General features: G+C 69.6%; 19 protein-coding genes. 9 read left to right on the top strand and 10 right to left on the bottom strand.

Going from position 1 to position 25,679, the window contains the following annotated elements:
• Positions 1–439 precede the first annotated feature (439 nt).
• The 3 genes from ACH4NX_RS36885 (at position 440) to ACH4NX_RS36875 (ending at position 3,152) form a co-directional block, all read left to right on the top strand.
• Positions 440–1,753, top strand: coding sequence for an NtaA/DmoA family FMN-dependent monooxygenase (locus ACH4NX_RS36885; protein WP_398130226.1), 1,314 nt, complete (start codon positions 440–442; stop codon positions 1,751–1,753).
• A complete protein-coding gene (locus tag ACH4NX_RS36880; RefSeq protein ID WP_398130225.1) occupies positions 1,753–2,265 on the top strand; it encodes a flavin reductase family protein in 513 nt (170 codons plus the stop codon). Before ACH4NX_RS36885 ends, ACH4NX_RS36880 begins: the two co-directional genes overlap by 1 nt.
• Before the next feature lie 170 nt (positions 2,266–2,435).
• On the top strand, positions 2,436–3,152 hold the full coding sequence (locus ACH4NX_RS36875) for an NADPH-dependent F420 reductase (protein ID WP_398130224.1): 717 nt from the start codon (positions 2,436–2,438) through the stop codon (positions 3,150–3,152).
• Positions 3,153–3,297: 145 nt separating this feature from the next.
• Here ACH4NX_RS36875 and ACH4NX_RS36870 read toward each other — a convergent pair whose 3' ends face one another.
• The gene (locus ACH4NX_RS36870) at positions 3,298–4,044 is read right to left on the bottom strand and encodes an NADPH-dependent F420 reductase (RefSeq protein WP_398130223.1); all 747 of its coding nucleotides are present in this window, start codon (positions 4,042–4,044) and stop codon (positions 3,298–3,300) included.
• 170 nt (positions 4,045–4,214) lie between these two features.
• The gene (locus tag ACH4NX_RS36865) at positions 4,215–4,835 is read right to left on the bottom strand and encodes a TetR/AcrR family transcriptional regulator (protein WP_189557636.1); all 621 of its coding nucleotides are present in this window, start codon (positions 4,833–4,835) and stop codon (positions 4,215–4,217) included.
• A gap of 305 nt (positions 4,836–5,140) precedes the next feature.
• Here ACH4NX_RS36865 and ACH4NX_RS36860 point away from each other — a divergent pair, with 305 nt between their 5' ends.
• Both ACH4NX_RS36860 and ACH4NX_RS36855 read left to right on the top strand, forming a co-directional pair.
• On the top strand, positions 5,141–6,682 hold the full coding sequence (locus tag ACH4NX_RS36860) for a DHA2 family efflux MFS transporter permease subunit (RefSeq protein ID WP_398130222.1): 1,542 nt from the start codon (positions 5,141–5,143) through the stop codon (positions 6,680–6,682).
• Between the two features lie 298 nt (positions 6,683–6,980).
• Positions 6,981–7,679: a nitroreductase gene (locus tag ACH4NX_RS36855; protein ID WP_398130221.1), complete on the top strand. Its 699-nt coding sequence runs from the start codon at positions 6,981–6,983 to the stop codon at positions 7,677–7,679.
• Between the two features lie 221 nt (positions 7,680–7,900).
• Here ACH4NX_RS36855 and ACH4NX_RS36850 read toward each other — a convergent pair whose 3' ends face one another.
• The 6 genes from ACH4NX_RS36850 to ACH4NX_RS36825 all read right to left on the bottom strand — a co-directional run bounded on the left by ACH4NX_RS36850 (position 7,901) and on the right by ACH4NX_RS36825 (position 14,953).
• On the bottom strand, positions 7,901–8,869 hold the full coding sequence (locus ACH4NX_RS36850) for a carbohydrate kinase (protein ID WP_398130220.1): 969 nt from the start codon (positions 8,867–8,869) through the stop codon (positions 7,901–7,903).
• Positions 8,870–9,049: 180 nt separating this feature from the next.
• Entirely contained in the window at positions 9,050–10,516 is a 1,467-nt protein-coding gene (locus ACH4NX_RS36845; protein WP_398130219.1) for a glycoside hydrolase family 32 protein, read from the bottom strand.
• A 76-nt stretch (positions 10,517–10,592) separates the two neighbouring features.
• The gene (locus ACH4NX_RS36840) at positions 10,593–11,465 is read right to left on the bottom strand and encodes a carbohydrate ABC transporter permease (RefSeq protein WP_398130218.1); all 873 of its coding nucleotides are present in this window, start codon (positions 11,463–11,465) and stop codon (positions 10,593–10,595) included.
• Position 11,466: 1 nt separating this feature from the next.
• On the bottom strand, positions 11,467–12,402 hold the full coding sequence (locus tag ACH4NX_RS36835; RefSeq protein ID WP_398130217.1) for a carbohydrate ABC transporter permease: 936 nt from the start codon (positions 12,400–12,402) through the stop codon (positions 11,467–11,469).
• 65 nt (positions 12,403–12,467) lie between these two features.
• On the bottom strand, positions 12,468–13,772 hold the full coding sequence (locus ACH4NX_RS36830; RefSeq protein WP_398130216.1) for an ABC transporter substrate-binding protein: 1,305 nt from the start codon (positions 13,770–13,772) through the stop codon (positions 12,468–12,470).
• A 146-nt stretch (positions 13,773–13,918) separates the two neighbouring features.
• Positions 13,919–14,953: a LacI family DNA-binding transcriptional regulator gene (locus ACH4NX_RS36825; protein ID WP_398130215.1), complete on the bottom strand. Its 1,035-nt coding sequence runs from the start codon at positions 14,951–14,953 to the stop codon at positions 13,919–13,921.
• Positions 14,954–15,221: 268 nt separating this feature from the next.
• On the opposite strand from ACH4NX_RS36825, the gene ACH4NX_RS36820 reads away from it, so the two are divergent.
• Positions 15,222–18,155 (top strand): GH32 C-terminal domain-containing protein, encoded by a 2,934-nt coding sequence (locus ACH4NX_RS36820; RefSeq protein ID WP_398130214.1) that lies wholly within the window; start codon positions 15,222–15,224, stop codon positions 18,153–18,155.
• Positions 18,156–18,356: 201 nt separating this feature from the next.
• Positions 18,357–21,146 (top strand): GH32 C-terminal domain-containing protein, encoded by a 2,790-nt coding sequence (locus tag ACH4NX_RS36815; protein ID WP_398130213.1) that lies wholly within the window; start codon positions 18,357–18,359, stop codon positions 21,144–21,146.
• 15 nt (positions 21,147–21,161) lie between these two features.
• Here the strand turns inward: ACH4NX_RS36815 and ACH4NX_RS36810 are convergent, their stop codons facing one another.
• Together ACH4NX_RS36810 and ACH4NX_RS36805 are read right to left on the bottom strand one after the other, a co-directional pair.
• Positions 21,162–21,596 (bottom strand): hypothetical protein, encoded by a 435-nt coding sequence (locus ACH4NX_RS36810; RefSeq protein WP_398130212.1) that lies wholly within the window; start codon positions 21,594–21,596, stop codon positions 21,162–21,164.
• Between the two features lie 517 nt (positions 21,597–22,113).
• Complete coding sequence (locus ACH4NX_RS36805) at positions 22,114–22,797, bottom strand: GntR family transcriptional regulator (protein ID WP_279561206.1); 684 nt, start codon at positions 22,795–22,797, stop codon at positions 22,114–22,116.
• Positions 22,798–22,905: 108 nt separating this feature from the next.
• Here ACH4NX_RS36805 and ACH4NX_RS36800 point away from each other — a divergent pair, with 108 nt between their 5' ends.
• Positions 22,906–24,072: a mandelate racemase/muconate lactonizing enzyme family protein gene (locus ACH4NX_RS36800; protein ID WP_351401888.1), complete on the top strand. Its 1,167-nt coding sequence runs from the start codon at positions 22,906–22,908 to the stop codon at positions 24,070–24,072.
• Positions 24,073–24,252: 180 nt separating this feature from the next.
• Complete coding sequence (locus ACH4NX_RS36795) at positions 24,253–25,626, top strand: cation:dicarboxylate symporter family transporter (RefSeq protein ID WP_279561204.1); 1,374 nt, start codon at positions 24,253–24,255, stop codon at positions 25,624–25,626.
• Positions 25,627–25,679: the final 53 nt, after the last annotated feature.

Below are 25,679 nucleotides of genomic sequence, written 5' to 3'. Positions count from 1 at the left end.
TCCGCACGCTCCGAAGTGCGTGGCCGCGTCTGGTCGTTGGCCGGTGAGGATGCCCCGGACGCCGGAGGTCAGGTCGTCGTCGATCTTGACGGCGTACACCACCGGCCGGCCGATCGCCGAACTCGAGCTCCGTCACCGGCTACGGGCCGCGGCCCCCCTTCCGGCACCGCACGCCGCGGCCCTCCGGCTGACTCGCAAGCGTCGGCGATCGAGTCCAGGGACACAACTGCCCGCCACCCTCGCCACTCGGGCTCAGAGGGACGTCGTTGGCCTGTACACCCAGGACTCCTGCATCTCGGCTGCTCCCTTCTTTGCCCGGCCTGGCCGCTTTGACAATACGGAGGAAGCCTCCGTATTGTCGGGGCCTAATCGGAGATGCTCTCCGTTTTATGTCTCATCTGGAGGGCCAGTCGTGTCAAGCCGTCAGATGCTCCTGTGCATGCAGTTCACCAGCGGCTACGGAGCCGAACCCGGGGCGTGGCGTCTTCCTGGGGCGAACCTGCGCAGCTATACGGACATGGACCAGTTCGTGCGGTACGCGCTGGCAGCCGAGCGAGGCAAGATTCAGCTGCTGTTCTTCGCGGACACTCCGGTTCTGGATGTGGACCTCGAACAACAGGTCCCGCATTTCGCGATCGATCCGTTGCTGGTCATGACGTCCATCGCGCGGGAGACGGAGCGGATCGGGCTGGTCTCCACCGCCTCCACCACCTTCAACGAGCCCTACAACCTCGCCCGCCAGTTCAAGGCGCTGGACGTGATCAGCCACGGCCGGGCCGGCTGGAACGCGGTCACCACCTCCGACCCCGCCGCCGCGGCGAATTTCGGCCGCGCTGTCCCGCCGCGGGCGGAGAAGTACGAGCGGGCCCACGAGGTCGTGCAGATCGTGCAGGCGCTGTGGGGCAGCTGGCAGAAGGACGCCTGGGTTCTGGACGTGGACGGCAAGCGGTTCGCCGACATGGACAAGATCCAGCCGGTGAATCTCCAGGGCCGCCACGTCGCCTCCCGCGGCCCACTGCCCCTCCCGCCCTCCGAGCAGGGCCAGCCGGTCATCTTCCAAGCGGGCGGCGGCAGTTACGGCCTGGAGCTGGCCGGCCGCTACGCCGACGGCGTCTACGCCAACCCCTACACCATCGAGGACGGCCGGGCCCAGCGCCAGGCACTGCGCGATGCCGCCGAGCGCGCCGGACGCGACCCGGACGAGGTGAAGATGTTCGCCGGCTTCATGCCGGCCATCGCCGCCTCCCGCCGGGCCGCCCTCGACCGGCGGCGGTTCCTGGACGAATCCGTGGACCTGCGCCAACGCGTCCGCTACCTCGGCGCCATGATCGGCCTGCCGCTCGACCACGGGCAGATCGACGAGCCGCTGACCGCGGGCCAGCTGGCCGACGCCGTACCCAGCCCGCACGACCCGCGCTCCGCCCGCGCCCTTCAGGTGGCACGGGAGGGCTGGACCCTGCGTGACGTACTCGCCCACGGCGTCATCGACTACCACCCGGTCGTGGCCGGCACCGCCGAGGACGTGGCCGACCACATGCAGCAGTGGTTCGAGGCCGGGGCCTGCGACGGCTTCTCCCTGGCCATCGACGGCTACCACGACGGCGTCGACGCCTTCGTCGACCAGGTCGTCCCCCTCCTGCAGGAACGCGGCCTGTTCCACCTCGACTACGAAGGCCCCACCCTGCGCGACCACCTCCACGCCCGCGAGCAGTACGGTCTCGACACGCGCGTCTCGGAAACGGCGGCCCGGTGATGTCCACCAGCGCGTCTCTGCGATCCGGCGCCACGGCGCAGCAGGCGTTCCGGGACGTCATGGCCGCCGTGGCGACTCCGGTCACCGTGGTCACCGCCCTGGAGGACGGCCGCCCGCACGGCACCACGGTCAGCGCCTTCGCGTCCCTGTCCCTGACGCCTCCCATGGTGCTGGTGTCGCTGGACCAACGCTCGCGTCTGCTGGCGATCGTCCGCCGCAGCGGCCGCTTCGGCGTCAACGTCCTCGGTGCGCACCAGGCCGATCTGGCCTCCGTCTTCGCCCGCTCCGCACCCGACAAGTTCGACGGAATCGACTGGTCGCCGAGTGGCGAGCTGCCCCGGCTGCCCGATGCCGCGGCGTGGATCGTCGCCGAGGTGGACGACTGCGTCGACGCCGGCGACCACACCGTCCTGCTCGCCCACGTAACGGCCGCGGAGCCGGGTCAGGGTTCCCTGAAACCGCTCACGTATCACCGGCGCTCTTTCGGCACCCATACACCACTGACCCAGTGACCGTGCGGCACGACGAGGAAGGCATGGGATCCAGGGCCGATCACGGGCCCTGGGCATGGGGCGGCGCTGCGTGCCCTGCTGCGTCCAGCACACAGCGCCGCGGACGATCATCACCGAGAACCTGACCGGACCGCTCGGTACCGGGCACACCAACGAAGCAAGGAGCAACGATGCCGACCCTGGGAATCATCGGAAGCGGCAACATCGGGGCCGCGATCGCACGACTGGCGGTGGCCGCGGACATCGACGTGGTGATCGCCAACTCACGCGGCCCCGAAAGCCTGACAGATCTCGTCGGGGAACTGGGGCCGCGCGCCACGGCCGGCACCGTCGAAGAGGCCGCCCGCGCCGGAGAGGCGACCGTACTCAGCATTCCCCTGACCGCGTACCGCGACCTGCCCGCCGGCCTCCTGACGGGCAGGACCGTGCTGGACACCGGCAACTACTACCCGCACCGCGACGGCCGGATCGCCGAACTCGACTCCGAGGAAGTGACCACGGCCGAGCTGGAGCAGCAGCTCCTGCCCGGCGCGCTGCTGGTCAAGGCGTTCAACAACATCCTGGCCCACCACATCCCCCAGCTGGCCCGGCCCGCCGGAGCTCCGGACCGTAGCGCCCTGCCCATCGCCGGCAACGACCCCGACGCGAAGGTCCGGGCGGCCGAGCTGATCGGTCGGCTCGGCTTCGACACGGTGGACGCCGGCACCCTGGACGAGAGCTGGCGCTTCGAGCCCGAGGCCGGCGCCTACACCCACATCTACCTGGCAGATCCCGATGTGCCGGCCGAGCGCATCATGCAGGCCCCTGCGGCGCCGCTGCCCGCTGGCAAGCTCCAGGAGGCGCTGCGGACGGCCCAGCGGGTGAAGGTGGCCGCGCGCACCTTCTGACAGCGCGTGTCAGGGCAGCGCCGTAACACCTTGCGCTGCCCGCATGCCTTGGCCCCGACGTCGGCGACGTCGGGGCCAAGGTATGGGGAGTGGGGGGCGTGCTGCTCGACGGTCGACGTGCGAGTCGGGGCACCCCCGGAGGGGCTCACATGAACAGGGCCCGGCTCAGGCGGACGCCGTACTCCGCGTCGGGGTTGGTCGTGGCGTCCCCGACCCTTTCCTGGATCGCGGCGACGGAAAGGTCGCGCCGCCTGGGCAGGCGCTCGGCCTCCGCGGCCGCCAGCGCACCCGGCATCTCCTCGCGGGTGAGGTCGGTGCAGTAGCACGGCGCACCCGGCTGCTGCCGCCACGAGTCCGCGAGCGTTCCGGCGTCGAAGGCGTCGAACCCGGTGTCCTCGACCAGCGCCATGGCCATCTGGCGGTCCCGGTCGCGGTCGGCGGCGACGGGGATGGCGATGCGGTCCGGGCTCCCCGCGGGCCTGCCCTTGGTCGCGAACGAGTGGGAACCGATCGCGTTCCACGCCTTGGCGATCGGCCGGCCCAGCTGTTCGGTGACCCACAGGCTCTCGACCTGACCGGCGTCGATGGCCTCGATCCGGCTGTCCCGCGCCGGGTAGTAGTTCGACGTGTCGATGACGACCGTGCCAGCCGGCACGTCGGCGATCAGCGGCACGACCTGCGGAAGACGGTTCAAGGGAATCGAGAGGACCACGACGTCGACGTCCTCGACGGCTTCTGCCGCCGTCACCGCGCGCCCGCCCGTGGAGAGGACGTCAGCCTCGATCGTGTGCGGGCCGCGCGAGTTGGCCACCTTCGCCTGATGCCCTGCCGCGGCCAGCCGCTGGGTCAGGGTCTTCCCGATGTGCCCTACGCCCAGAATGCCGATCTTCACGATGTTTCTCCTTGCCTCGAGTTCGGTCACGAGAGGCCGCCGACGCTGCGTCCACGGTGCCCCAGTGGCAGCCCAGCCCGCAGGCCGCACGCCCGACGGGTGGGGCGCCCAGGGGTGAGTTCTCGGGAGAGTGAGCGCCCCGCGTCAGGGCGCCACGCTTCTGCCTGCGGTTACGCGGGGTCTTCGCCGCTCCCGGGAGCTGTTCCCGTCGCGGGCGTCTCCCACCCGGTGCGTATGAGGGAAACGAGCGCGTCGGGGGAAGATTCGTCGGCCATGGCGGCGCCACGGGCCCAGGCGGTGGCCAGCGTGCTGAGAAACAGGTCGCGTCCCCGCACCCAGGGCTTGGCACCGCCGTCGCGCTGTGCCGCGCGGAGGAAGTCCTCGGTGGTCGTGACGAAGCCCTGGCAGGTGATCGCCAGCGGGGACGTGTCCTCGGTCAGTGCGGCCCGCAGAGGCTCGGGCAGGCCGTCGAAGGCGGTCACCCATTCGCCCAGTGCCTGAAGCCACTGGGCGAGCGCGGCGCGGGAGTCGGCCACCTCGCGCCGGATGGCGTCCCGTCGGGCCTCCAGTTCTTCGTCGCGGGCCTGCAGCAGGGCAGCCAGCAGTGCCTCCCGGTTGGGGAAGTGCCGGTAGAGGGTGCCCGGACCGACACCGGCCCGCTTGGCGATGGCGTCCATGGAGCCGGTGATGCCCTGCTCGGCGAAGAACTCTTCAGCGACCTCGAGGATGTGCGTGCGGTTGCGCTGCTTGTCCGTCCGCTGCCGACGCTCGCCGGTGGCTGCCTCACCCATGTCGTTGCACCTCCCGTTGACAATACGGAGACCATCTCCGTATCGTCTTCCGTGAAACGGAGACTATCTCCTTATCGGTTCCGATGCTACCGCCGGCCTCGGCAGGCATCCGCTGCTCCCAGGGCAGCCCGACGCGGCACACAGGCGTTCCGTGCCGATGGCCACCGGGGCGGCACACCCCACGCGACAGCTCCCCGGCCGAGGCCCCACCGGGTTGGGCTTGTGCAGCCGGACCCCACCGGCGCGCACCAACGGCATGGAACGCGTACGGCCCTTCGCACACCCAGCAACACGGAAGAGATCACATGTCCCCCGACAAGACTCCGGCGCCGGCCGCCGCAGATGCACCGCCACCGACCCGCAACGACGACAGACTGGCCTCCAAGGACGTTCTCGTCATCGGGATCCTGATGGTCTCCGCGTTCACCGTCCTGTTGAACGAGATGCTGCTGGGAGTCGCACTCCCCACCCTGATCACCGATCTCGACATCACTCCCACCACGGGACAGTGGCTCACGACGGGTTATCTGCTGACCCTGGCGATCCTCATCCCGGCCACCGGCTTCCTCCTACGGAGGTTCACCCTCCGTACGATCTTCCTCGGCTCGCTGTCCCTGTTCACCCTGGGCACGGCGATCGCCGCCGTCGCCCCCGGGTTCGGCGTGCTGTTCACCGGACGCATCATCCAGGCGGCGGGCACTGCCGCCCTGATGCCCCTGCTGATGGCCACGACGATGCGCCTGGTGCCCCCGCACCGGCGAGGCCGGACGATGGCGCTGGTCACCGGTCTGACCGCGGTGGCACCCGCGGTCGGCCCGGCGGTGTCCGGCCTGGTGATCTCCCAGCTCAGCTGGCGGTGGCTGTTCATCCTGGTCCTGCCCGTCGTCCTGGCCGGGCTGGCACTGGGCGCCGCCAAGCTGCGCAACATCACCACTCCGGAACCGGTCAGGCTGGACGTGCTGTCCCTCGTCCTGTCCGCCATCGGGTTCGGCGCCCTCGTCTACGGCCTGTCCACGATCGGCGAGTCGGCCTCCGGCCACGCACCGATAGCCCCCTACATCCCGATCATCATCGGGCTTCTCGCCCTGGCGGTCTTCGTCCGTCGGCAGACCGTGCTGCAGCGCAGCGACAACGCCTTCCTCGACATGAGGATCTTCCGCACCCCGTCGTTCACCGTGCCGCTGCTGGTCATGCTCGTCGTCGCGCTGGTCGGGTTCGGCACCACGATGGTCCTGCCGCTGGTCCTCACCAACGTCGCGGGCCTGACGACGCTCCAGATCGGCCTCTTCCTGGTCCCCGGCGGAGCCCTGATCGCCCTCGTCTCGGCCCTCGGCGGACGTGTCTACGACCGCTACGGACCGCGCCCCCTGGCCATCCCCGGATCGATCATCTGGACGGGCTCCCTGTGGTTCCTGAGCCGAGCCGACGAGAACACCGGAGTCACAGCGCTCCTGGCCGCCTACCTCGTCCTGTCGGCCTCCCAGGCCCTCATGTGGGCACCGATGACGACGGCCGCGCTGTCCTCCCTGCGCGCCGAGCTCTACCCGCACGGCACCGCGGCGTTCAACACCGCCCAGCAGCTGGCCGGCGGCGCAGGCGGCGCCGTCCTGATCTCGGCCTACACCATCGGCTCCCACGCCAAGGACGCGGGAGCACTGAACCTGGCCCAGTCCGTCTCGGCGGCACAAGCCGCCTTCACGACGGCGGCGGTCATCGGCTGCCTCGCGATCGTCGGCACCCTCTGGGTCCGCAGAACCGCAGCCACCCCCCAGCCGCCGGCGTCTCCACCGAGCAACGTTCCCGTCAATGCCACCGCAGTGTCGACAGTGTCGTCGGCCACGGACTGACAACCCCGGCGCAGACGCCGACACACCGGCGAGGAGCGCCACTTGAAGCGGGTGGCTCCTGGCGCTGGCAGCCAACGAACCCCGCGTACTGCACCGAGCCGACCGTCGATGACCTGGGAGCCGCTTGTGCCGCGGCCGACCGCAACGAGACCCGGAGCAAGCGGAACCGCCAGACGCCACGCTTCGCCGCTCTCACCTCCACGCCCACGCTCGAGGAGACCGTGGAACCAACCACTCCCCTCGCCACTGACACGCCCGCCCTCCGGCCACCCCGAGCCGCCCTCTGGAAAGGAACCTCTTGTCCACCACCGCCTCCCTGTTCACCGAACTCGTACGCGTCAGGCACTCCCCGCGGCAGTTCCGGCCGACGCCGCTGTCCCCTGCGGACATCCGCGGCGTCCTGGAGGATGCGCAGACCGCCCCCTCGAACAGCAACACCCAGCCCTGGACGGTGCACGTAGTCTCGGGTGCCGCCCGGGACGCCTTGAGCAAGGAACTGCTCAGGGCGTACGAGGACGGCCGGGACTCGGCGGACTTCACCGGCGACTACGGCGACGGCGTCTACCTCGAGCGGTCCTATCAGCACGGCGCCCGTGTCTACGGGGCGCGGGGCATAGCGCACTCCGACATGGAGGGCAGGCACGAAGTGATCCGCGAGAACCTGCGTTTCTACGATGCGCCCCACGTCGCCCTGCTCTTCATGCCACAACTCGGCGACGGGGTCCGGACGGCCGGTGACATCGGCATGTACGCCCAGAACTTCCTGCTCTCGCTGACCGCGCGGGGCTTCCACGGCATCCCGCAGGCCGTCCTCGGCGTGTACGCCGACACGGTCCGGGCGTCGCTGGGCGTCCGAGACGACCTCAAGCTGCTCTTCGGCATCTCCTTCGGCATCGGCGACAAGACGTCACCGATGTACGACATCGGCATGGGACGCATCCCGCTGCAACAGAGTGTGGTCCTGCACGACGCCCCCGGAGTCCTCGACGAGCAATAGCTGTTTCCCTCACGAGGCGGGCCCGGGGCGGGGAAGTAGTTGGTGTCTGCTGGGGCGGAGGCCGCTGCGACGGGGGTGGACGGCAGGCAGCCCTTCCCGGAGTCACAGTGCTGGCGCCCTACCGGGTGGGCCGCACCATCGCCCCCGGTGAGCGGAAACATCTCGAACCGGGGCCGGGTCACGGTCAGCTGCGTTGCCGGCGAACGGCGCCCACGTTCCGGTCAGCGTCGAATCGCAGTGGCGAGATCGTCCGCCCAGGGTGGATTCGCACCGGGGACCGAAACCGTCAGGGCGGCGACTTCGGCGGCGAACGAGCAGGCATCAGCGACGTCTTCGAGGGTCAGTTCGTCGAGGCGGCCACCCAGGTGTCCGGCACCGGCAAGGCGGTGCAGCAGGCCCGCGGTGAAGGAGTCGCCGGCACCGACGGTGTCGATGACCACCGCAGGAGGGGCTGGGACGGTGACGCGCGCACCGTCGAGGGACGCGAGGGCGCCGCGTCCGCCGAGGGTGATGACGACGAGGCGCGCGCCTGCGGTGTGCCAGGTGTCGCAGGCTTCTTCGAGGCCGGCACCGGGCGCCAGGAAGGTGCAGTCGTCTTCGCTGAGGCGGAGGATGTCGGCGACGGCGCACCAGTGGGCCAGCCGTTCGCGGTAGGCGGAGGGCGGTACGAGCAGGGGGCGGACGTTGGGGTCGATGGATACGGTGGTGAGCTCGCGCACCTGATCGAGGTGTTCCTCGATTCGGCTGCCGCCGGGCCGGCGGATCAGCGCGAGAGAACCGGTGTGCAGGCAGACCGCGTCGTCGTTCCGTGTCGCGGCGAGTTCGCTGTCGGTCCACTGCCAGTCGGCGGCGCCGTCGGCATAGAAGCCATAGGTGGCTTGGCCGGTCGCGTCGAGGTCGGCGACGGCGAGCGTGCTGGGCTCGGTGGTGGTCACGCTGCTGGTCAGGTTGACACCGGAGGCGTTGAGGCGGGCACGGAAGAGGGTGCCGAAGGCGTCGTTGGAGAAGCGTCCGAGGAAGCGGGTGGGGGTGCCGAGCCGGGCGAGGGCGACAGCGGTGTTGGCCGGGCCGCCACCGGCCAGCGCACGCAGGGCCAGACCGCCGCTATCGGACCGGTCGCGGTCCTCGAAGATGTCGGCGACGCACTCGCCGAGGACGTCGACGCTGCCGGGGGACCCGGGTCGGGCCATGATGACTGTCTGCCTCTCAGGTAGGGCGCGGGGCTGTCGCCCCGCGCCACGGAACGCAGCCGCGGGCGCCGTAGAAGCGTGGGATGCTGCGGTGGACATGTCTGCCGCACACGGTGCGAGGTCACGGGGCCTGTCAGTGTGCGGGTGGGTCAGTCTTCGGGCCGCGTGCGGCCCAGGGCATCAAGCACGCTGTGCTGTCCGGGGCGCCGGCTGGACTTCCTGCCGGATGCCCTGCGGGGTCAGGTTCCAGGCCGCGACGGCGAACTCGCTGCTCCCTGACCCTGTCGTACGGGCCTGCAGCCGCCACGGTCCGTCGGTGGACGGGTAGAACCTCAGGGTGAGGACCTGCTCGTCGGCCAGGTAGACCTCGGCTATCGAGCGGTCCACGATCACACGGAGTTCAACGGGGGCGCCGGGGCGTGCCGCGGCCGGGCACGGTGCGGTGTAGGCCCCTCCCCGTGCCCGCGTGTCCGGTGAGGCGTGGGTGCGGTCGACGACGAGGCGGCCTGCCGTGGGGTCGAGGCCGATGTCGAGGTACTCGGAGCCGTCGGTCGACGTGATCAGGCGCAGCCCGCTCGTACCGGTGGTGTCCGGGACGAGGGTGGCGGTGAGGTCGAAGGTGTGGCTGACCTCGCCGAGCTCGGCGGGCTCGGTCCGGATGACGTGTCCGGTTCCGTGCACGACGCGCGGGCCGCGCAGGGCCAGCAGTTCGCGGGCGGGGCGCTGGGCGACCGTGCCGTCGGCGGTGAGGCTGACCTCTCGGGGGAGCGTGAGGACGCCTGCCCAGCCCGCTTCGTGCGCCCAGGCGTCGTCCCGTGCTTCCCAGGCCCAGCCCCACATCAGCCAGCGGTCTTCTCCTGGGGCCTTCAGCAGGGCGGGGGCGTAGAAGTCGGGACCGTGGTCCAGCGGCACGAGGGCCGTGGCCGCCGTGAAGCGTCCGTCTCTCTCCTGGCCGGTGATGACGCTGGTGTGGCTGGGGCCGCCCCGAGGGGTCCAGTCGCTGAGGATCAGAACACCTTGGTCGCCGAAGGTGGCGTACTGGGGGCATTCCCAGCCGATCGGGCCCGTGCCGGTGTCGGTGTCGCTGGTGTGGAAGGGGCCGCGGTAGGTCCAGTGTTCCAGGTCGTCGGACTCGTACAGTTGCGCCGCGGCGCGGCCGTCGTCGAGGGCGGAGCCGACCAGCATCCTCCAGCGCTCGTCCTGCCGCCAGACGTAGGGGTCCCGGTACATGGTGGTGCCGGCGGGCGGTTCGGGGATGAGCAGGTGGGGACGTTTGGTCCAGGTGCGGCCGTTGTCCGACGACTCGGCGGTCGTGATCGGCTGCCACCAGCGGTCGTTGTGGTGGGCGGAGTAGAAGGCCAGGATGCGGCCGCCGGTGGAGACGGCGTTGCCGGAGTAGCAGCCGTCGGCGTCGTGCCCGCCGGGTGTGGGGGTGAGGGCGACGGGGAGGGGTTCCCAGGTGATCAGGTCGGGGCTGCGGTAGTGACCCCAGTGCATGTTCGCGTGCTGAGGGCCGTGCGGGTTGTACTGGAAGAAGACGTGGTAGTGGCCGTCGTGGAAGACCAGGCCGTTGGGGTCGTTGATCCAGTTGCGGGGCGGTCGCAGATGGACGGTGGGCAGGTGGGGGTCGGCAGGCGACGTGGACACACGGGGCCTTTCTCAGGGCGTGCGAAGCGCACGGAAGTCATGAGGACGAAGCGGGATCGCAAGTGCGGTGCGGGGGTCAGCCCTTGACGCCGGTGGAGGCGATGCTGTTGACGAAGGACCGCTGGAACGCCACGAACAGGGCGAGGATCGGCACGGTGATCATGGAGGAGTAGGCCATGATCTGGCCCCAGCCCACGTTCAGCTGGAAGAAGTAGGAGATGCCGACCATCACCGGTCGCAGCTCTTCGCTCTGCACGACCATCAGCGGCCACAGGTAGGAGTTCCAGGCGGGCAGGAAGGTGAGGATGGCGACGGTGGCGACTGCCGGGCCGGACAGCGGCATCACGATGCGCCGGTAGATGGTGAACCAGCCGGCGCCGTCCATGATCGCCGCCTCGTCGAGTTCCTTGGGGATGCTCTGGAAGAACTGGTGGAAGAAGAAGATCGAGAAGGCGTTGGCGACGAACGGCAGGATCTGCACCTGGTAGGTGTCCATCCAGCCGGTGGTCCACTCCAGGTGGAAGCCGTTCACGCGGAGCAGTGGAAGCTGGTTGACCCACCACACCAGCGGCAGCGCGAAGGTCTCGAACGGCACGATGAGGGTGGCGATGACCGTCGTCAGGACGAGTTTGCGGCCCGACCACCGCATCCGCGCGAGCGCGAAGGCGGCCAGGCTGTTGACGACGATACCGAGCACCACGGTGACCGACGAGATCAGCACGGAGTTCAGCAGGAACTGTGCCGCCGGGACCCGTTCGAACATGTCGGTGTAGTTGTCCAGCGACAGGGCGCCGACCGGCAGGAAGGCGCGCAGTGAGCCCAGGTCGCCGAAGATCTGGTCGTCCGACTTGAACGACGAGACCAGCATGAAGAGGAGCGGCAGCGCGAAGACCAGGGCCAGCACGATGCGGCCGGCGTGACCGCCGAACCGCTTGAGGAGGGAGGTCATGTCAGTCCTTCTCCCGGGTCAGGAAGCGCTGGACGAGCGACACGGTCAGGACGAGTACGAAGAAGACCAGCGAGATGGCTGCCGCGTAGGCGGTCTGCTGCTGGTCGTAGCCGGTGCGTACGGCCTGGTAGACGACGGTGGTGGTGGAGTCGAGCGGACCGCCCTGCGTCATGACCCTGATCTGGGTGAAGAGGCTGAACGCCGCGATCGTGATGGTCACGAGCACGAAGGTGCGCGTGGCGCGCAGCCCCGGCCAGGTGACGTGGCGGAAGCGGTGCCAGGGTGTGGCGCCGTCGATCTCGGCGGCCTCGTACAGCTCGGCGGGGATGGTCTGCAGGCCGGCCAACCAGATGATCATGTGGAAGCCGACGCCCTGCCACACCGACATCAGGATGATGGCGGGCATCGCGGTGGACGGGTCGCCCAGCCAGTCCGGGCCCTGGACGTGGCCGAGGGTGAGTGTCGAGATGACGTGATTGACCAGGCCGTCCTTCCGGTAGAGGAAGGTCCACAGGAGGGACACCACGACCATCGAGGTGACGACGGGCAGGAAGTAGACGGTGCGGAAGAAGTTGACGCCCCGTACTTTCGCGTTGACCAGCAGCGCCAGGACCAGGGCGAGGCCGGCCTGGAGCGGGACGACGACGGCGGCGAAGTACGCGGTGTTGCGCAGGGACTTGTAGAAGACCGGGTCTTCGAAGAGCCGGGTGAAGTTGCGCAGGCCCACGAAGCGGGCCGGGGTGGGCGAGATGAGCCTCGCGTCGGTGAAGGCCAGGGCGAAGGCGAGGGCGACCGGTACGACGAGGAAGACGATCAGCAGCACGACGGCCGGGGTGGCCATGCCGAGGGCGGTGAGGCTCTCACGGCGACGGGTGTTGGTCGTTCGGGTTCGCCGGACCGGGCGCAGCCGCTCGGGGGCTGCGGTCTTGGTGGTCACGGTATCTCCAGGGAGCCGGTCCGGTTCGGGCGGCGCGGTCGGGGACCGAACCGGACCGGGACGGGTCAGCCTGAGTAGGTGTTGTTCGTCTTCAGGTTGTTGTCGATGTTCTTCGCGGCCTGACCGAGAGCGTCCTCGGGGTCGGCGCCGGCCAGGATGTCCTGGGCCGCCTTCTGGAACTCGGTGGAGATGTACGGGTAGGCCGGGGTGACCGGTCGCACCGTGGCGTACTCGCGCGCGAACTGGACGAGTACCTCGAACTTGCCGCCCGGCTGGTAGTCCGCGATCTGCCGCGCGGCGGCGTCCGTGGCGGGGATGGTGCTGGTGGCCTTGGCGTAGTCGACGAAGTACTTGGTCTGGCGGGAGAACTTCAGCCACTCCTGCGCGCCGTCCTTGTTGGAGCAGGTGGAGCTCATGGCCCACTGCCAGGAGGCACCGCCGATCTTGGGCCCCCCGCCGAAGTCGACCGGCGGGATGATCGCCAGGTCGTCGCCGAGCTTCTCGGCGTTCTTGGCAGCGTTCCAGCTGCCGTCCCACTGGATGGCGCTCTTGCCGGCCAGGAAGTCCTTGTTGGGGTCGGCTCCGGACTTCTTCGCCATGTAGCCCTTGGTCACCAGCGAGCGGAACCAGTTGCCCCACTCGACGGAGTCCTTGCCGTCGAGGGTGCCGGAGGCGGTCTTGTAGCCGTCGCGGTCGATGAGGTCGCCGCCGAAGCTCTGCAACTGCGGCGAGTAGGCGTACGGCCACCACTCGCCGGTGCCGCCGGTGCCCATCTCCAGCGGGTACTCGAACTTCCCGCTCTTCTTCAGCTTGGCCAGCGCGGTGTCGAACTCGCCCTTGGTCCAGGGCTTGTCCATGGTGGGGATACGGATGCCGTGCTCGTTCAGCACGGACTTGCGGGCGAAGAAGGACAGGGAGACGTCGTAGAAACCGAAGGAGTACAACTGGTCCTTGTACGTTCCGACGGTGCTGGCGAGCTGGTCTTCCACCGGCACCTCGCTGCCGGAGACGTCGATGGGGGCCAGGTAGCCGCCCCAGGCCCAGTTCGCCACGTTGGGGCCGTCCACGTCGAGCAGGCAGGGCAGCTTGCGGGCCGAGGCGGCGGCCACGACGGAGTTGTTGTAGTCGGTCTGCGGGAACGACTGGAGCTCGACCGTGTACTTGTCCTGGGACTCGTTGAAGTCCTTGATGATCTTTTTGACGACATCGAGCTCGGCCGAGTTGCCGGCGTTGTGCGTCCACAGAGTCAGCGTGTCGCCGCTGGCTCCGGACGAGCTCCCGCCGGTGCCGGACGCGCACCCGGCGACGAGCGCGGTCGCCGCCGCGGCGGCTACACTCGCAAGCGCGAGGCGCCTTCTTCTGAACACCACGAGGTTCCTCCATCTCACGGAGGCGGGTCTTGCAGGACCCGCCCTTGGCGACCGGTTGCGACGGTCGCTGTTCTTGGTGGCCGGCCCGCCGCCCGCGCCGGAGTCGTCGGAGCGGGCGGCGGGCCGGCTGTCTTCGGATGCCGGTGTCACTCCCCGGCGGGTGCACCGAGGGAGGCGCGCTCCCGCAGTGGCATGGGCACGCGGTGTACGGCCGCTTCGAGCGGCCCGCCGCGGAGGATCAACTCCACGGCGAGGTGTCCGAGCTGGTAGTGCGGCAGCTTCAGTGTGGTGAGGGCCGGACGCAGCACGGACGCGATGTCCTGGTCGTCGAAGGAGATCACCGACACGTCGCCGGGCACCGACAGCCCCGCCTCACCGAGCGCCTGGTAGGCGCCGAAGGACACCCGGTCGGCCAGGCACACCAGCGCCCGGGGCCGGGTCCCCGCCGCCAGCAGGGCGGACACCTCCCGGTAGCCGTCCAGCGTGTCCCAGTCGCACTCGATGACGCCGTCCAGGTGGGCGCCGCCCTCGCGCAGTACTTCCTCCAGGCCGCGCATGCGCTCGTTGCCGGCGATGATCCCCTCGGGCGTGGCCGGGACGGCCTGGTGGCCGCCGATCGCCCAGATGCCCCTGGTGTGGCCGGCCGCGAGCAGGGCGCGGGCCGCGTCCCGGCCGGCCTCCAGTTCGTCCGGGACGACGGAGGGGGCGTCGAAACCCGGGGCCAGGCAGTTCAGCAGCACCACCGGGCGGCCGAACAGCTCCTTCGGCGGGGTCACGTAGCGGGTGAACATGGATGCGTAGATCACGGCGTCGACCTGGCGGTCCAGCAGGGCGTGGACCAGGGACGACTCGGCGGCGCGGTCGCCGCCGGCCTCTGTGATGAACAGCAGGTGGTCCTGCTCGCGGGCGGCCTCCATGGCGCCGCGGATGACGTCCCCGGCGAACGGCGTGGTGGTGATCCGGTCCGATACGAGCCCGATGGTCTGCGTGGACTTCGTCCGGAGGCTGCGCGCGGTGACGTTCGGACGGTAGCCCAGTCGCCTGGCCGCTTCCAGAACCCGTTCCCGGGAGGCGTCCGAGATGCGCATGTCGGTGCGGCCGGACAGGGCGAACGACGCGGTCGTCGGCGACACGCCCGCCTCGCGGGCGACGTCGGCCATGGTCACGCGGCGTTCGGACATCAGTGGATCAGCTCCGCTCGGCTAAATCGGATTAGCAGGACGCGATGAGAGTGCTCCACCTGTCATGCGCTGTCAACACCCCGGACATCTCGCCTACGCAACAGTGGCGATCTATGGCGATTCATCCGCTGTTGTGCAACGCGAAGTTGAGATCCGCGTGCGTTAGCTCTTGCTTTAGCGGAGACGGCGCGCGAACCATGCCGATCCATCACCTAAATCGAATTGGCATCCCGTCAGTCGCCGTCCGTCACCCATCCCAGGAGCCAGCATGAGGAGAAGAACCGCGCTCGCGGTCGTGTCCGCCGCCGTCGGCGGCGCCGTCGTGCCCCTCTCGTTCTCGCCCGCTTTCGCCGCCGCCGGCGGTCGGTCCGGCCCGCAGAAGCCCACCGCTCGCTGGGACTTCGACGAGCGGTCCGGCACGGTCGCCCGCGAGGCGGTCTCCGGATCGGCCACCCCGGTGGAGTACGTCTTCAACGACGCCCGGTACAAGCCCGACAGCGACCCCGTACGCCGCCGTGGCGTGCGCGGGCGGGCCCTGTACTTCGACGGCTGCTCCACCTACGTCACCGCCGAAGGGCCGGGCAAGCTCGACCTCGCCGACGGCGTGACCGTCGACGTGTGGATCGCCCCGTACGCCTACGAGCACGGCATCGACGGCAAGCCCCAGGCCCTGGTCAACCAGCACGACCCGGGCGCCAGGACCGGCTTCCTGCTCGGCCTGCGCCGCTTCGGGCAGATCGTCTTCCAGCTCGGCTTCGGCACCGACCTGATCGAGGTCAAGGGCGCCCCGGACCGTCCGGCCGCCAAAGGCCGGTGGAGCCACGTCGCGGCCACCTACGACCCGGCCGCCCACCAGCTGCGTCTCTACCTCGACGGCCGCCTGATCGGCACCGCCACCACCCCGGACAAGGCCCCCGAACCGGCATCCGGCGAGCCTCTCCTCATCGGGAAGCACAACCACCCGACCCTGCTCAACGGCGAGTTCCACGCCAACATGTACATGGGCCTGATGGACAGCCTCGTCATCCGCCCGGGCGCCCTGGACGACGCGACGGCACAGCGCGAGCACTCCGAGAAGACCGCCGCCCTGCCCGGTCACCGCGTGCCCCGCCCGGACCTGGCCCCCCACCGGGCCCGCTTCGACGGCGACCGGCACCGCCCCCAGTTCCACATGCTGCCGCCCTGGCACTGGATGAACGAGCCGCACGCGCCCGTGTACTTCAAGGGCAGGTACCACATCTTCTACCAGCACGACCCGCTCGGACCCTTCTGGGGGCAGATCCACTGGGGGCACGCCGTCAGCACCGACATGGTGCACTGGCGCGACCTTCCCATCGCCCTCGCCCCCGCCGCGGACTCGCCCGGCCCGGACGGCATCTGGTCGGGCTCCGCCTGCGTCGACGGCGACCGCGGACCGGTCCTCTTCTTCACCGGCGGCGACGACCGCCTGCCCTACCGCCAGCGCACCGGCCTCGCCCTGTCCACCTACCAGGCCGACGGTGACACCGACCTGCCCACCTGGACGATGCGCTCCGAACCGGTCACCGAAGCCCCGGCCGGTCTGCCGGCCGGCCCGGGAACCGCGTGGGCGGAGAACTTCCGCGACCCGTTCGTCTGGGAGGAGGACGGCGTCTGGTACCAGCTCGTCGGCAGCGGCATCGTCGACTACGACGGCGCTCAGGTCACCCGCAAGCATGGCGGAACCGCTCTCCTCTACACGGCCCGCCGGCCCGAGGGGCCCTGGACCTACCAGGGTCCGCTGTACTGGAACGACCTCGCCAAGGTGCCCGAGCCCGGTGAGGTGTGGGAGCTGCCGGTGCTCCTCCCGCTTCCCGGCCCCCGCGGCCGGCGCACCGGAAAGCACATCCTGCTGATCTGTCCGTGGTGGGAGGGGTTCAACCCGAACGCCGTCAAGCACACGTACTACTGGATCGGCACCTTCGACAAGCGCGAGCACCGCTTCGTGCCCGACCACGACAAGCCCCGCGAGTTCGACTTCGGCGAGCACTTCACCGGCCCCTCCGGCTTCGTCACCCCCGACGGCCGGTCCGTGGTCTTCAGCATCACCCAGGACCGCCGCACCGAGCAGCAGCACGCCCAGTCCGGCTGGGCGCACAACGCCGGCATGCCTGTCTCCGTCTCCCTGCGCCAGGACGGAACCCTCGGGGTCGAACCGATCGCCGAGGCCGCCGGTCTGCGGGGCAAGCGACTCGCCCGCATCCGGCAGACCTCGGTGGCGGAAGCGAACCGGCGGCTCGCCGGAGTCTCCGGCGACCTGCTCGACATCAGCGCCGTCATCGAACCGCGCGGCGCGCGCACGATCACCCTGGCGGTACGGGCCTGCGCCGACGGCACCGAACAGACCCTGCTGACCTACGACACGGCCGAGCACCGCTTCCTGATCGACCGCGGTCGCTCCAGCCTCGACCCGGACGTCCGCAAGGGCGTCCACGGAGGCAACGTCGCACTCGACGGCGGGCGCCTCGCGCTCAGGGTCCTGCTCGACCGCTCGATGCTGGAGGCGTACGTCAACGGCACCCACAGCATCACCAGCCGCGTCTATCCCACCCGCGAGGACGCCACCGGCCTGCGGCTGACCAGCGAGGGCGGATCGGCCCGTGTCGTGTCCCTGGACGTCTGGCGCATGAACGGCGCCTACGACACGCCGGCCGTGCCCGCCGCGTACGACCCGCCGCGCCCGGCGGACGTCGACGCGCTGCCCAACCACGACTTCGCCACCGGCGACCTCACCGGATGGACCGTCGTCTCCGGCACGACCTTCGGCGACGCCCACGTCACCACCCGCACCGACTGGGGCTGGGGCGGCCCCTTTTACCAGGCCGAGACCGAAGACGACCCGGCAGGCCACCACCTGTGGGGCTTCAGCCCGGACGCGGGCGGAGACGACGCCACCGGCGTCCTGCGCTCCACCACCGTGCTCCTCGGCGGAGACGGTGTGATCGACCTGCTCGTGTCCGGCGGCAACGACCCCGACCGGCTCTACGCGGCGGCCGTCCGCGCCGACGACGGCAAGGTCCTGGCCAAGGCCACCGGCCGTAGCACCGAGCAGTACCACCGCGTCGTCTTCGACCTCTCCGCCCACATCGGCGACCGGATCTACATCGAGGTGGTCGACCGGGCCGACGGGGGCTGGGGTCACATCAACGTCGCCGACGTCAACGTCCCCGTCCGGCGCTCCTGACCCCCGATTCCGGCCCGATGCACGCGCCGACGGGCGGACCGTGCCGCGCCGAGGGCCGACGTCCTTTCCGCCCGATCAACCAACCCCACACCGACGGAGGTTCGCATGCGAACCCGTGCACCATCGAGAGCCGCGACCAGACACAGTCTGGTGCGTCTGCTGCTCGCACTCGCGATATGCCTGGGCCTGACATCACCCCTGATGACGCAGACCGCAAACGCGGCCGAGACCAGCCTGTCCAACCCCGACTTCGAGTCCGGCGACCTCAGCGGCTGGACCACCACCGGAACCGCCTTCACCGGAGCGGTCACCGACGACCCGGGCTGGGGCTGGGGCTGCTGCTTCAACCAGCAGGGCTCCTACCACCTGTGGGGGTTCGCCGCGGGCGGTGACGCCGCCACCGGGACGGTGACGTCCGAGCCGTTCACCCTGACCGGTACCGGCATGGTCAGCGTCCTGGTCTCCGGCGGCCGCAACGAGAACGACCTCCACGCGGCCCTGACAACCCTCGACGGAACCATTCTGCACAAGGCCACCGGCACCGACGACGAGGCGTACCGACGCGTCACCTGGGACGCCCGCGCGCACCTCGGCGAGCAGCTGCGCGTCACCGTCGTGGACAAGGCCACCGGCGGCTGGGGCCACATCAACCTCGACGACGTCCGCGTCGGCACCGACCCCGCACCCGATCCCTCTCAGCGGGGACTCGCCGCCCACTGGGACTTCAGCGAGGGGAAGGGCACCACGACCAGGGAGAAGGTCAGCCAGGCCGCCGACCCCATCAGCTACGTCTTCAACGACGCGCAGTACAAGCCCGACAGCGACCCGCTCTGGCGCCCGAAGAACGAAGCCGACGGCGTGCTCTCCGGCGCCATGCTGTTCGACGGCTACTCCACCTGGGTCACCCGCGCCGCAGCCCAGACGCGGCTGCCCACCGACGGCCTGACCGTCGAGGCGTGGGTCGCACCGCGTGCGTTCGAGTGGGGAGACGAAGGCAAGCCGTCCGCCGTCGTCAACCAGCACGACAAGGCGGCCAAGCGGGGCTTCTCCCTCGGTGTCGGCCGGCACGGCAGGTGGCAGTTCGGCATCGGAACCGGCGACGCGTGGCACGAGGTGACGGTCCCGAAGCAGGCGGCCCTGGCCGCGGGCGAGTGGGCGCACCTGTCCGCCGTGTTCGCGCCGGGCGAGGGCGCGATCAGGCTCTTCCTCAACGGCGAACAGGTCGCCCAGACCACCGTCCCCACCGGCGCACGGCTGGCCAAGGCCGACGTCCCCCTGATCATCGGCCGTCACAACCAGCCCGCCATCATCAACGGCACGTTCGCCGTCAACATGTTCAACGGGCTCATCGACGAGGTGAAGGTCCACAACAGCGCCCTCACTCCGGCGTCGGTCACAGCCGGCCACCAGAAGGACGTGCAGACCTTCGCGGGCGGCATCACCCCCAAGGCCCGGATGGAGATGGACCGCTCCCGGTACGACGGTGACCGCTACCGTCCCGGCTACCACTTCACCGCCCCGAACCACTGGATGAACGAGCCCCACGCCCCCATCCAGTACAAGGGCAAGTACCACCTCTTCTACCAGCACAACTCCCACGGCCCCTACTGGCACAACATCGCCTGGGGACACGCGGTGAGCGAGGACCTGGTCCACTGGCGCGACCTGCCCGTCGCCCTCGCGCCCACCGAGGACAGCGTGGCCCCCGACGGGGTCTGGTCCGGCGACGCCGCCTACGACGAGAACGGCGTGCCCGTCCTGCTGTTCACCGCCGGCAACGACTCCCAGCGCCCCAACCAGGCGACCGGGCTCGCCCGCCCCGTCGATCCCGGCGACAGCGACCTGGTCGAGTGGAAGATGCACCCCACCCTCGTCACCAGCCAGACCGCCGACCTGGACGTCGGTGCCGGACGCAAGGTCCGCTTCGGCGACTTCCGCGACCCCTTCGTCTGGAAGGAGGGAGACACCTGGTTCCAGCTGATGGGCTCCGGCGTCCAGACCACCGACGGCAAGGACGTCGGCGGCACCGCCCTCCTCTACACCTCCAAGAACCTCACCGACTGGACCTACTCGGGTCCCCTGATGACCGGTGACGTGGCGGCCCACCCCAAGACCGGCCAGGTCTGGGAGCTGCCCACTTTCCTGCCCATCGGCAAGGACGCCCAGGGCCGCGAGCGCCGGGCCCTGCTCGTCAACCCGGCCTTCCCCTCCGGTCCCGGCGAGTACAGCAGCAAGTACGTCCACTACTGGGTCGGCACCTGGGACGCCCAGACACGCCGCTGGACCCCCGACACCACCGAACCCCGGCTCATGGACTACGGCGACCACTTCACCGGACCCAGCGGAACGGTGGACGACAAGGGACGCTCCCTCGTCTTCAGCATCGCCCAGGACCGCCGCACCGAACGCGCCCACTACGACGCCGGCTGGGCCCACAACGCGGGCCTGCCCATCGAACTGTCCATGCGGCCCGACGGCGACCTCGGATTCCGCCCCGTGGAGGAGGTCTCCCGCCTCCACACCGGGGAACCCCTCCTGGACATCAGCACGCCGACCTCTCTCACCGACGCCAACACCCGACTGGCCGGCATCAAGGGGGACATGCTCCATATCAAGCTCACCTTGGAACGCGGCAGCGCCGACACCTTCGGCCTCGACGTGCTCCGCAGCCCCGGAGACGAAGAACGCACCCGCCTCTTCTACGACGCCCCCGCCGGACAGCTGGGCGTCGACCGGACACGCTCCGGGAACAACTCCAGCGCCGAACCCGGCTTCGGCATCCACAAGGGCCCGCTGGCTCTCTCCAACGGCACCCTGACCCTCGACGTGTTCCTCGACCGCTCGATGGTCGAGGCGTACGCGAACAACCACAAGTCCATCACCACCCGCGCCTACCCCTTCCGCCAGGACTCCCTCGGCCTGCGCCTCTTCGGTGACGGCAGCACCGTCAAGTCCATGACCGTCTGGAAGATGGGCAACATGACCGACTGATCCAGGCGCTCAACCTCACACTGGGACGACAGCCCGGCTTATAACGGCCGGCGCAGCCCCGAGCTCCTGGGCTCGGGGCTGCAGGCGTTCATTCGTCGCGTAGTTCACGGCTTGAACAGCGTCCTGCTCGGCGACGGCGACGGCGAGGGACCCGAGTACGAAGTCCGAGAACAGGATCGAGCACCTCCCGACCGAGAAGGAACCTCCCGCGGCCGAGAAGTACTCGTGGATCAGATCTCCGCTCGGCCCTCCCCCGTGCCTACACCGCCGCTTGGTCCTGGCGGCGGCCGGCCACACCGGGCAAGCGAATGGGCCGACGCCCCCGGCCGCCCCCTCGAAGACCAGCTCGCCGAAATCGCCCAAGAGGTCACACTCCGCGGCGAAGCCGTCGCTGCCTGTTCCACCCTGCGCCCCGACCCTCCTGCACGGGAAGACGGCCTTGTCCCCCAAGCCCCCCATGGTTCGTCACCAACCGCACCCCGGCTAACACGGGCCGCCTCCTCGCCGACTTCGCAGCGGCTCTCCGCTGGGCGGCGCTGCCGAAGAACTTCGCCTCGCGCTGCGCGGCTGATTCCGCACCCCGCTCCGTAACGCCACGTCGGCCGGGGGCACACTCTTCCCAAGACTCACGAGCATCGACAGCGGAGTCACCGTCCTGGTGGGCGCCGAACGGGGCGCCTACCCCTACGCCAACTCCGTCCTCGTCCGCGGCACCGCAAGAACCTGGTCTTCGTGAGCCACGCACACGAGGACCACGTCGCAGGTATCGCCGACTGCGACGTGCCCGTCTGCATCCACGAACAGGACTTGGCCGCGCTGAGGTCGCAGGAGGTCATGGTCAACGGCTACGGACTGCCTCCGGACGCCACTGAGCGTACCCACGCGGTGTTGCGCGACCATTTCACGTGCGGGACCGTCCCGATGCGATCGCCGAGAGTACTCCAGCTGACGGATGTCCATCAGCACCTCAGCCGGTACGGGCGCCTTCACGGTCTTCCAGGGCGCTGATCGCGTTGGCGGTGAGGCTGTGGGTGATGTGGTCGCGCATCAGCTGAGCGGCCTCGGCGGCCCGGCCGTCCTCGATGAGGTCGACGAGCTGGTGGTGCTCCTGGAGGTCGCGGGTGCGGGGTTCGTCGCCGGGCGGGAGTTCGAGACCGAGGCGCCGGTAACGGTCGGACTTGTCCCACAGGTCGTCCAGCAGGCGGATGAGGACGTCGTTGTGCGAGGCGCGGTAGAGCGCCTGGTGGAAGGCGCGGTGGGCCGTGAGTGCCTCCTCGCCCCACAGGCGGGTGACGGGCAGCAGCCGCGTGACGGCGGACCGCATGACGGCGATGTCCTCGTCGGTGCGCCGCCGGGCGGCGAGTTCCGCGGCCGTGGGATCCAAGGACAGGCGAACCTCGAACAGCTGCCGGGCCTCGTCCGAACTCATGGTGGACACGCGGACGTCGCGATGCGTCTCGACGGTGACCAGGCCCTCGCTGCTGAGGCGGCGGATGGCCTCGCGCAGTGGCGTGATGCTCATGTTCAGCGACTCCGCGAGGTCGTACTGCGCGAGCCGCGTCCCGGCGGGAAGCGTCCCCGACAGGATCTGTCCGCGCAGTTCCGCGTAGGCGTAGTCACTCTTGCTGACGAAGAGATTCGTGTCGGCCATCGCCCCCGAAAATCCTTCCCGGGTGCTCGCACCCCCTCTTGACAGTTCCCATCGCGTCACCTCAGCCTAACACCGACGCAACTTATAAGATATGAGAAAGGCGCGGTCGTGAAGATCACCAACGTGTACGAGGGCGTCGTCCCGATCAGCTCCTCGATCCGCAACGCCTGGATCGACTTCAGCTCCATGGACTGCTCGATCGTGGCGATCGAGAGCGACGTCATCCGCGACGGCAAGCCCGTCGTCGGTTACGGCTTCAACTCCAACGGCCGCTACAGCGCCGGCGAGATCCTGCGTCGCCGGATCCTGCCCCGCCTGACCGCCGCCGAGCCCGGCAGCCTCCTGGACGAACAGGGCCGCTTCGACCACGCAAAGGCGTGGGACGTGATGATGAACAACGAGAAGCCCGGCGGCCACGGCGAGCGCTCCGTCGCCGTCGGCGTCGTCGACATGGCCCTGTTCGACCTCGCGTCCAAGATCGAAGGCAAGCCGCTGTACCGGTACCTGTCCGAGCGCTACGGCGACGGACAGCCCGACGACTCCGTCTTCGTCTACGCCGCCGGCGGTTACTACGCGCCCGGCAAGACCCTGACCGACCTCCAGGACGAGATGCGCGGCTTCCTCGACCTAGGCTATGACGTCGTCAAGATGAAGATCGGCGGTGCCGACCTGGTCGAGGACCTGCGCCGCATCGAGGCCGTCATCGACGTCCTCGGCGGTGACGGCTCCCGCCTCGCCGTCGACGTCAACGGCCGCTTCGACCTCAGCACGGCGCTGGAGTACGGCCGGGCGATCGAGCCCTACGGCCTGTTCTGGTACGAGGAGATCGGCGACCCGCTCGACTACCACCTCAACGCCACCGTCGCCGAGCACTACGCCGGCTCCATCGCCACCGGCGAGAACCTCTTCTCCCTCCAGGACGCCCGCAACCTGATCCGCTACGGCGGCATGCGCCCCGACCGCGACACCCTCCAGTTCGACCCCGCGCTCTCCTACGGCCTGGTGGAGTACCTGCGCATCCAGGACATGCTCAAGCAGCACGGCTGGTCCTCCCGGCGCTGCATCCCGCACGGCGGGCACCAGTTCTCCCTGCACATCGCCGCCGCCCTCAAGCTCGGCGGCAACGAGTCCTACCCGGGCGAGTTCCAGCCCACCGGAGGCTTCGCCGACGACGCCGTGGTGGAGAAGAGCCGCGTCGGCCTGACCGACATCCCCGGCATCGGCTTCGAGGGCAAGGCCGCCTTCTACAAGGTGCTGCGCGACCTGCACAGCTGACTGTCACCGCACTCACACACCGCACCGTGACGCGCCCGCCGTCGGCGAGCGCCGTCCACCGGCGCAGTTCCATCGAAGCGCCACGTACGACCACGGGGGACGCGAGCCGCTTCGCGTCCCCCGCGCACACCCCCCACGGGACAGGGCCAGACACGATCGTCGTGCAAGGGAGCACCCTCGATGACATCCGCTACTACTGCCGCCGGCCGCCCGCAGCGGTCACGGCTGAACCGTCTGATACGTGAGCTGTGGTTCCAGGTCGTGCTGGGCGCGGTCCTCGGTATCGCCGTCGGCATCCTCGCCCCCGGGCTCGGCAAGGAACTCAAGCCGCTCAACGACTGGTTCATCGACCTGGTCAAGATGATCGTCGTCCCGGTCGTCTTCTGCGTGGTCACCACCGGCATCGCCTCCATGGACAACCTGCGCAAGGCAGGCCGGATCGGCGTGAAAGCGATCGGCTACTTCCTGGTGCTGTCGCTGCTGTCCATGCTGATCGGACTGGTGGTCGCCAACATCTTCCAGCCCGGCTCCGGTCTCCACGTCGATCCCTCCTCACTCAACGCGGACGACGTACCCGAGACCGCCGCCGAGCACGCCACCTTCACCGGCTTCATCTCCTCACTGATCCCCACCTCACTGCTGGGCGCGATCACCGGTGACGCCATCCTCGCCGCGCTCATGGTCTCCATCGTCTTCGGCGTCGCCCTGAACATGGCCGGCGAGGACGGCGCACCCCTGACCCGCGGGATCAAGGCCCTCTCCGACGTCGTGTTCCGCATCGTGGGCTGGGTGATGTGGCTGGCACCGCTGGGCACCTTCGGCGCCCTGGCCACCGTGGTCTCCACATACGGCGCCGAGAGCCTCAAGCAGCTCGGCTACCTCATCGTCCTCTTCACCGCGACCTGCATCGTCTACGTCGTGGTCGTCCTCGGCGCCATCATGCGCGCCTGCCGCCTGAGCCTGTTCGGCCTCATGCGCTTCCTCAAGGCCGAACTCCTCGTCGCCCTGAGCACCTGCTCCAGCGAAGCCGTCCTGCCCCAACTGGTGCGCAAGCTGGAGACCCTCGGCATCGGTCGCCCGGTGGTGGGCATCGTCATCCCCTCCGGGTTCTCCTTCAACCTGGACGGCTCCGCCGTCTACCTCACCATGGCCTCCCTCTTCCTGGCCCAGGCCATGGGCATCGACCTCTCCTGGCAGCAACAGCTGATCATGGTCGGCGTCATGATGCTCACCAGCAAGGGCACCGCGGGCATCGCGGGCGGCGCGTTCATCGTCCTCGCCAGCACCGTCACCGCCGTCGGCCACGTTCCCCTGGCCGCCCTCTCGCTGATCGTCGGCATCGACCGCATCCTCAACGAGGGCCGCGTCTTCATCAACGTCCTCGGCAACGCCGTCGCCACCATCGTGATCGGCAAATGGGAGAAGGACCTCGACATCGACAAAGCCCGCACGATCTTGAAGTCCCGCACCCCAGCGGCAACCGCACCCGCCGACACCGAAGCCGGCAGCAAAACCGGCACCGACACCACCACCAAGGTCGGCGCCGACACCTGACCTCCCCCACCGCCGCATCCGCCGGCGGTGCACCACCATCCCCGCCGCTCCAC

The organism is Streptomyces sp. NPDC017225 (genome assembly GCF_044331465.1).
In the GTDB taxonomy this organism is placed as follows: Bacteria; Actinomycetota; Actinomycetes; order Streptomycetales; family Streptomycetaceae; genus Streptomyces.
The sequence above is the reverse complement of the archived record's forward strand: the minus strand, read 5'-3'. Positions and strand labels throughout refer to the sequence as shown.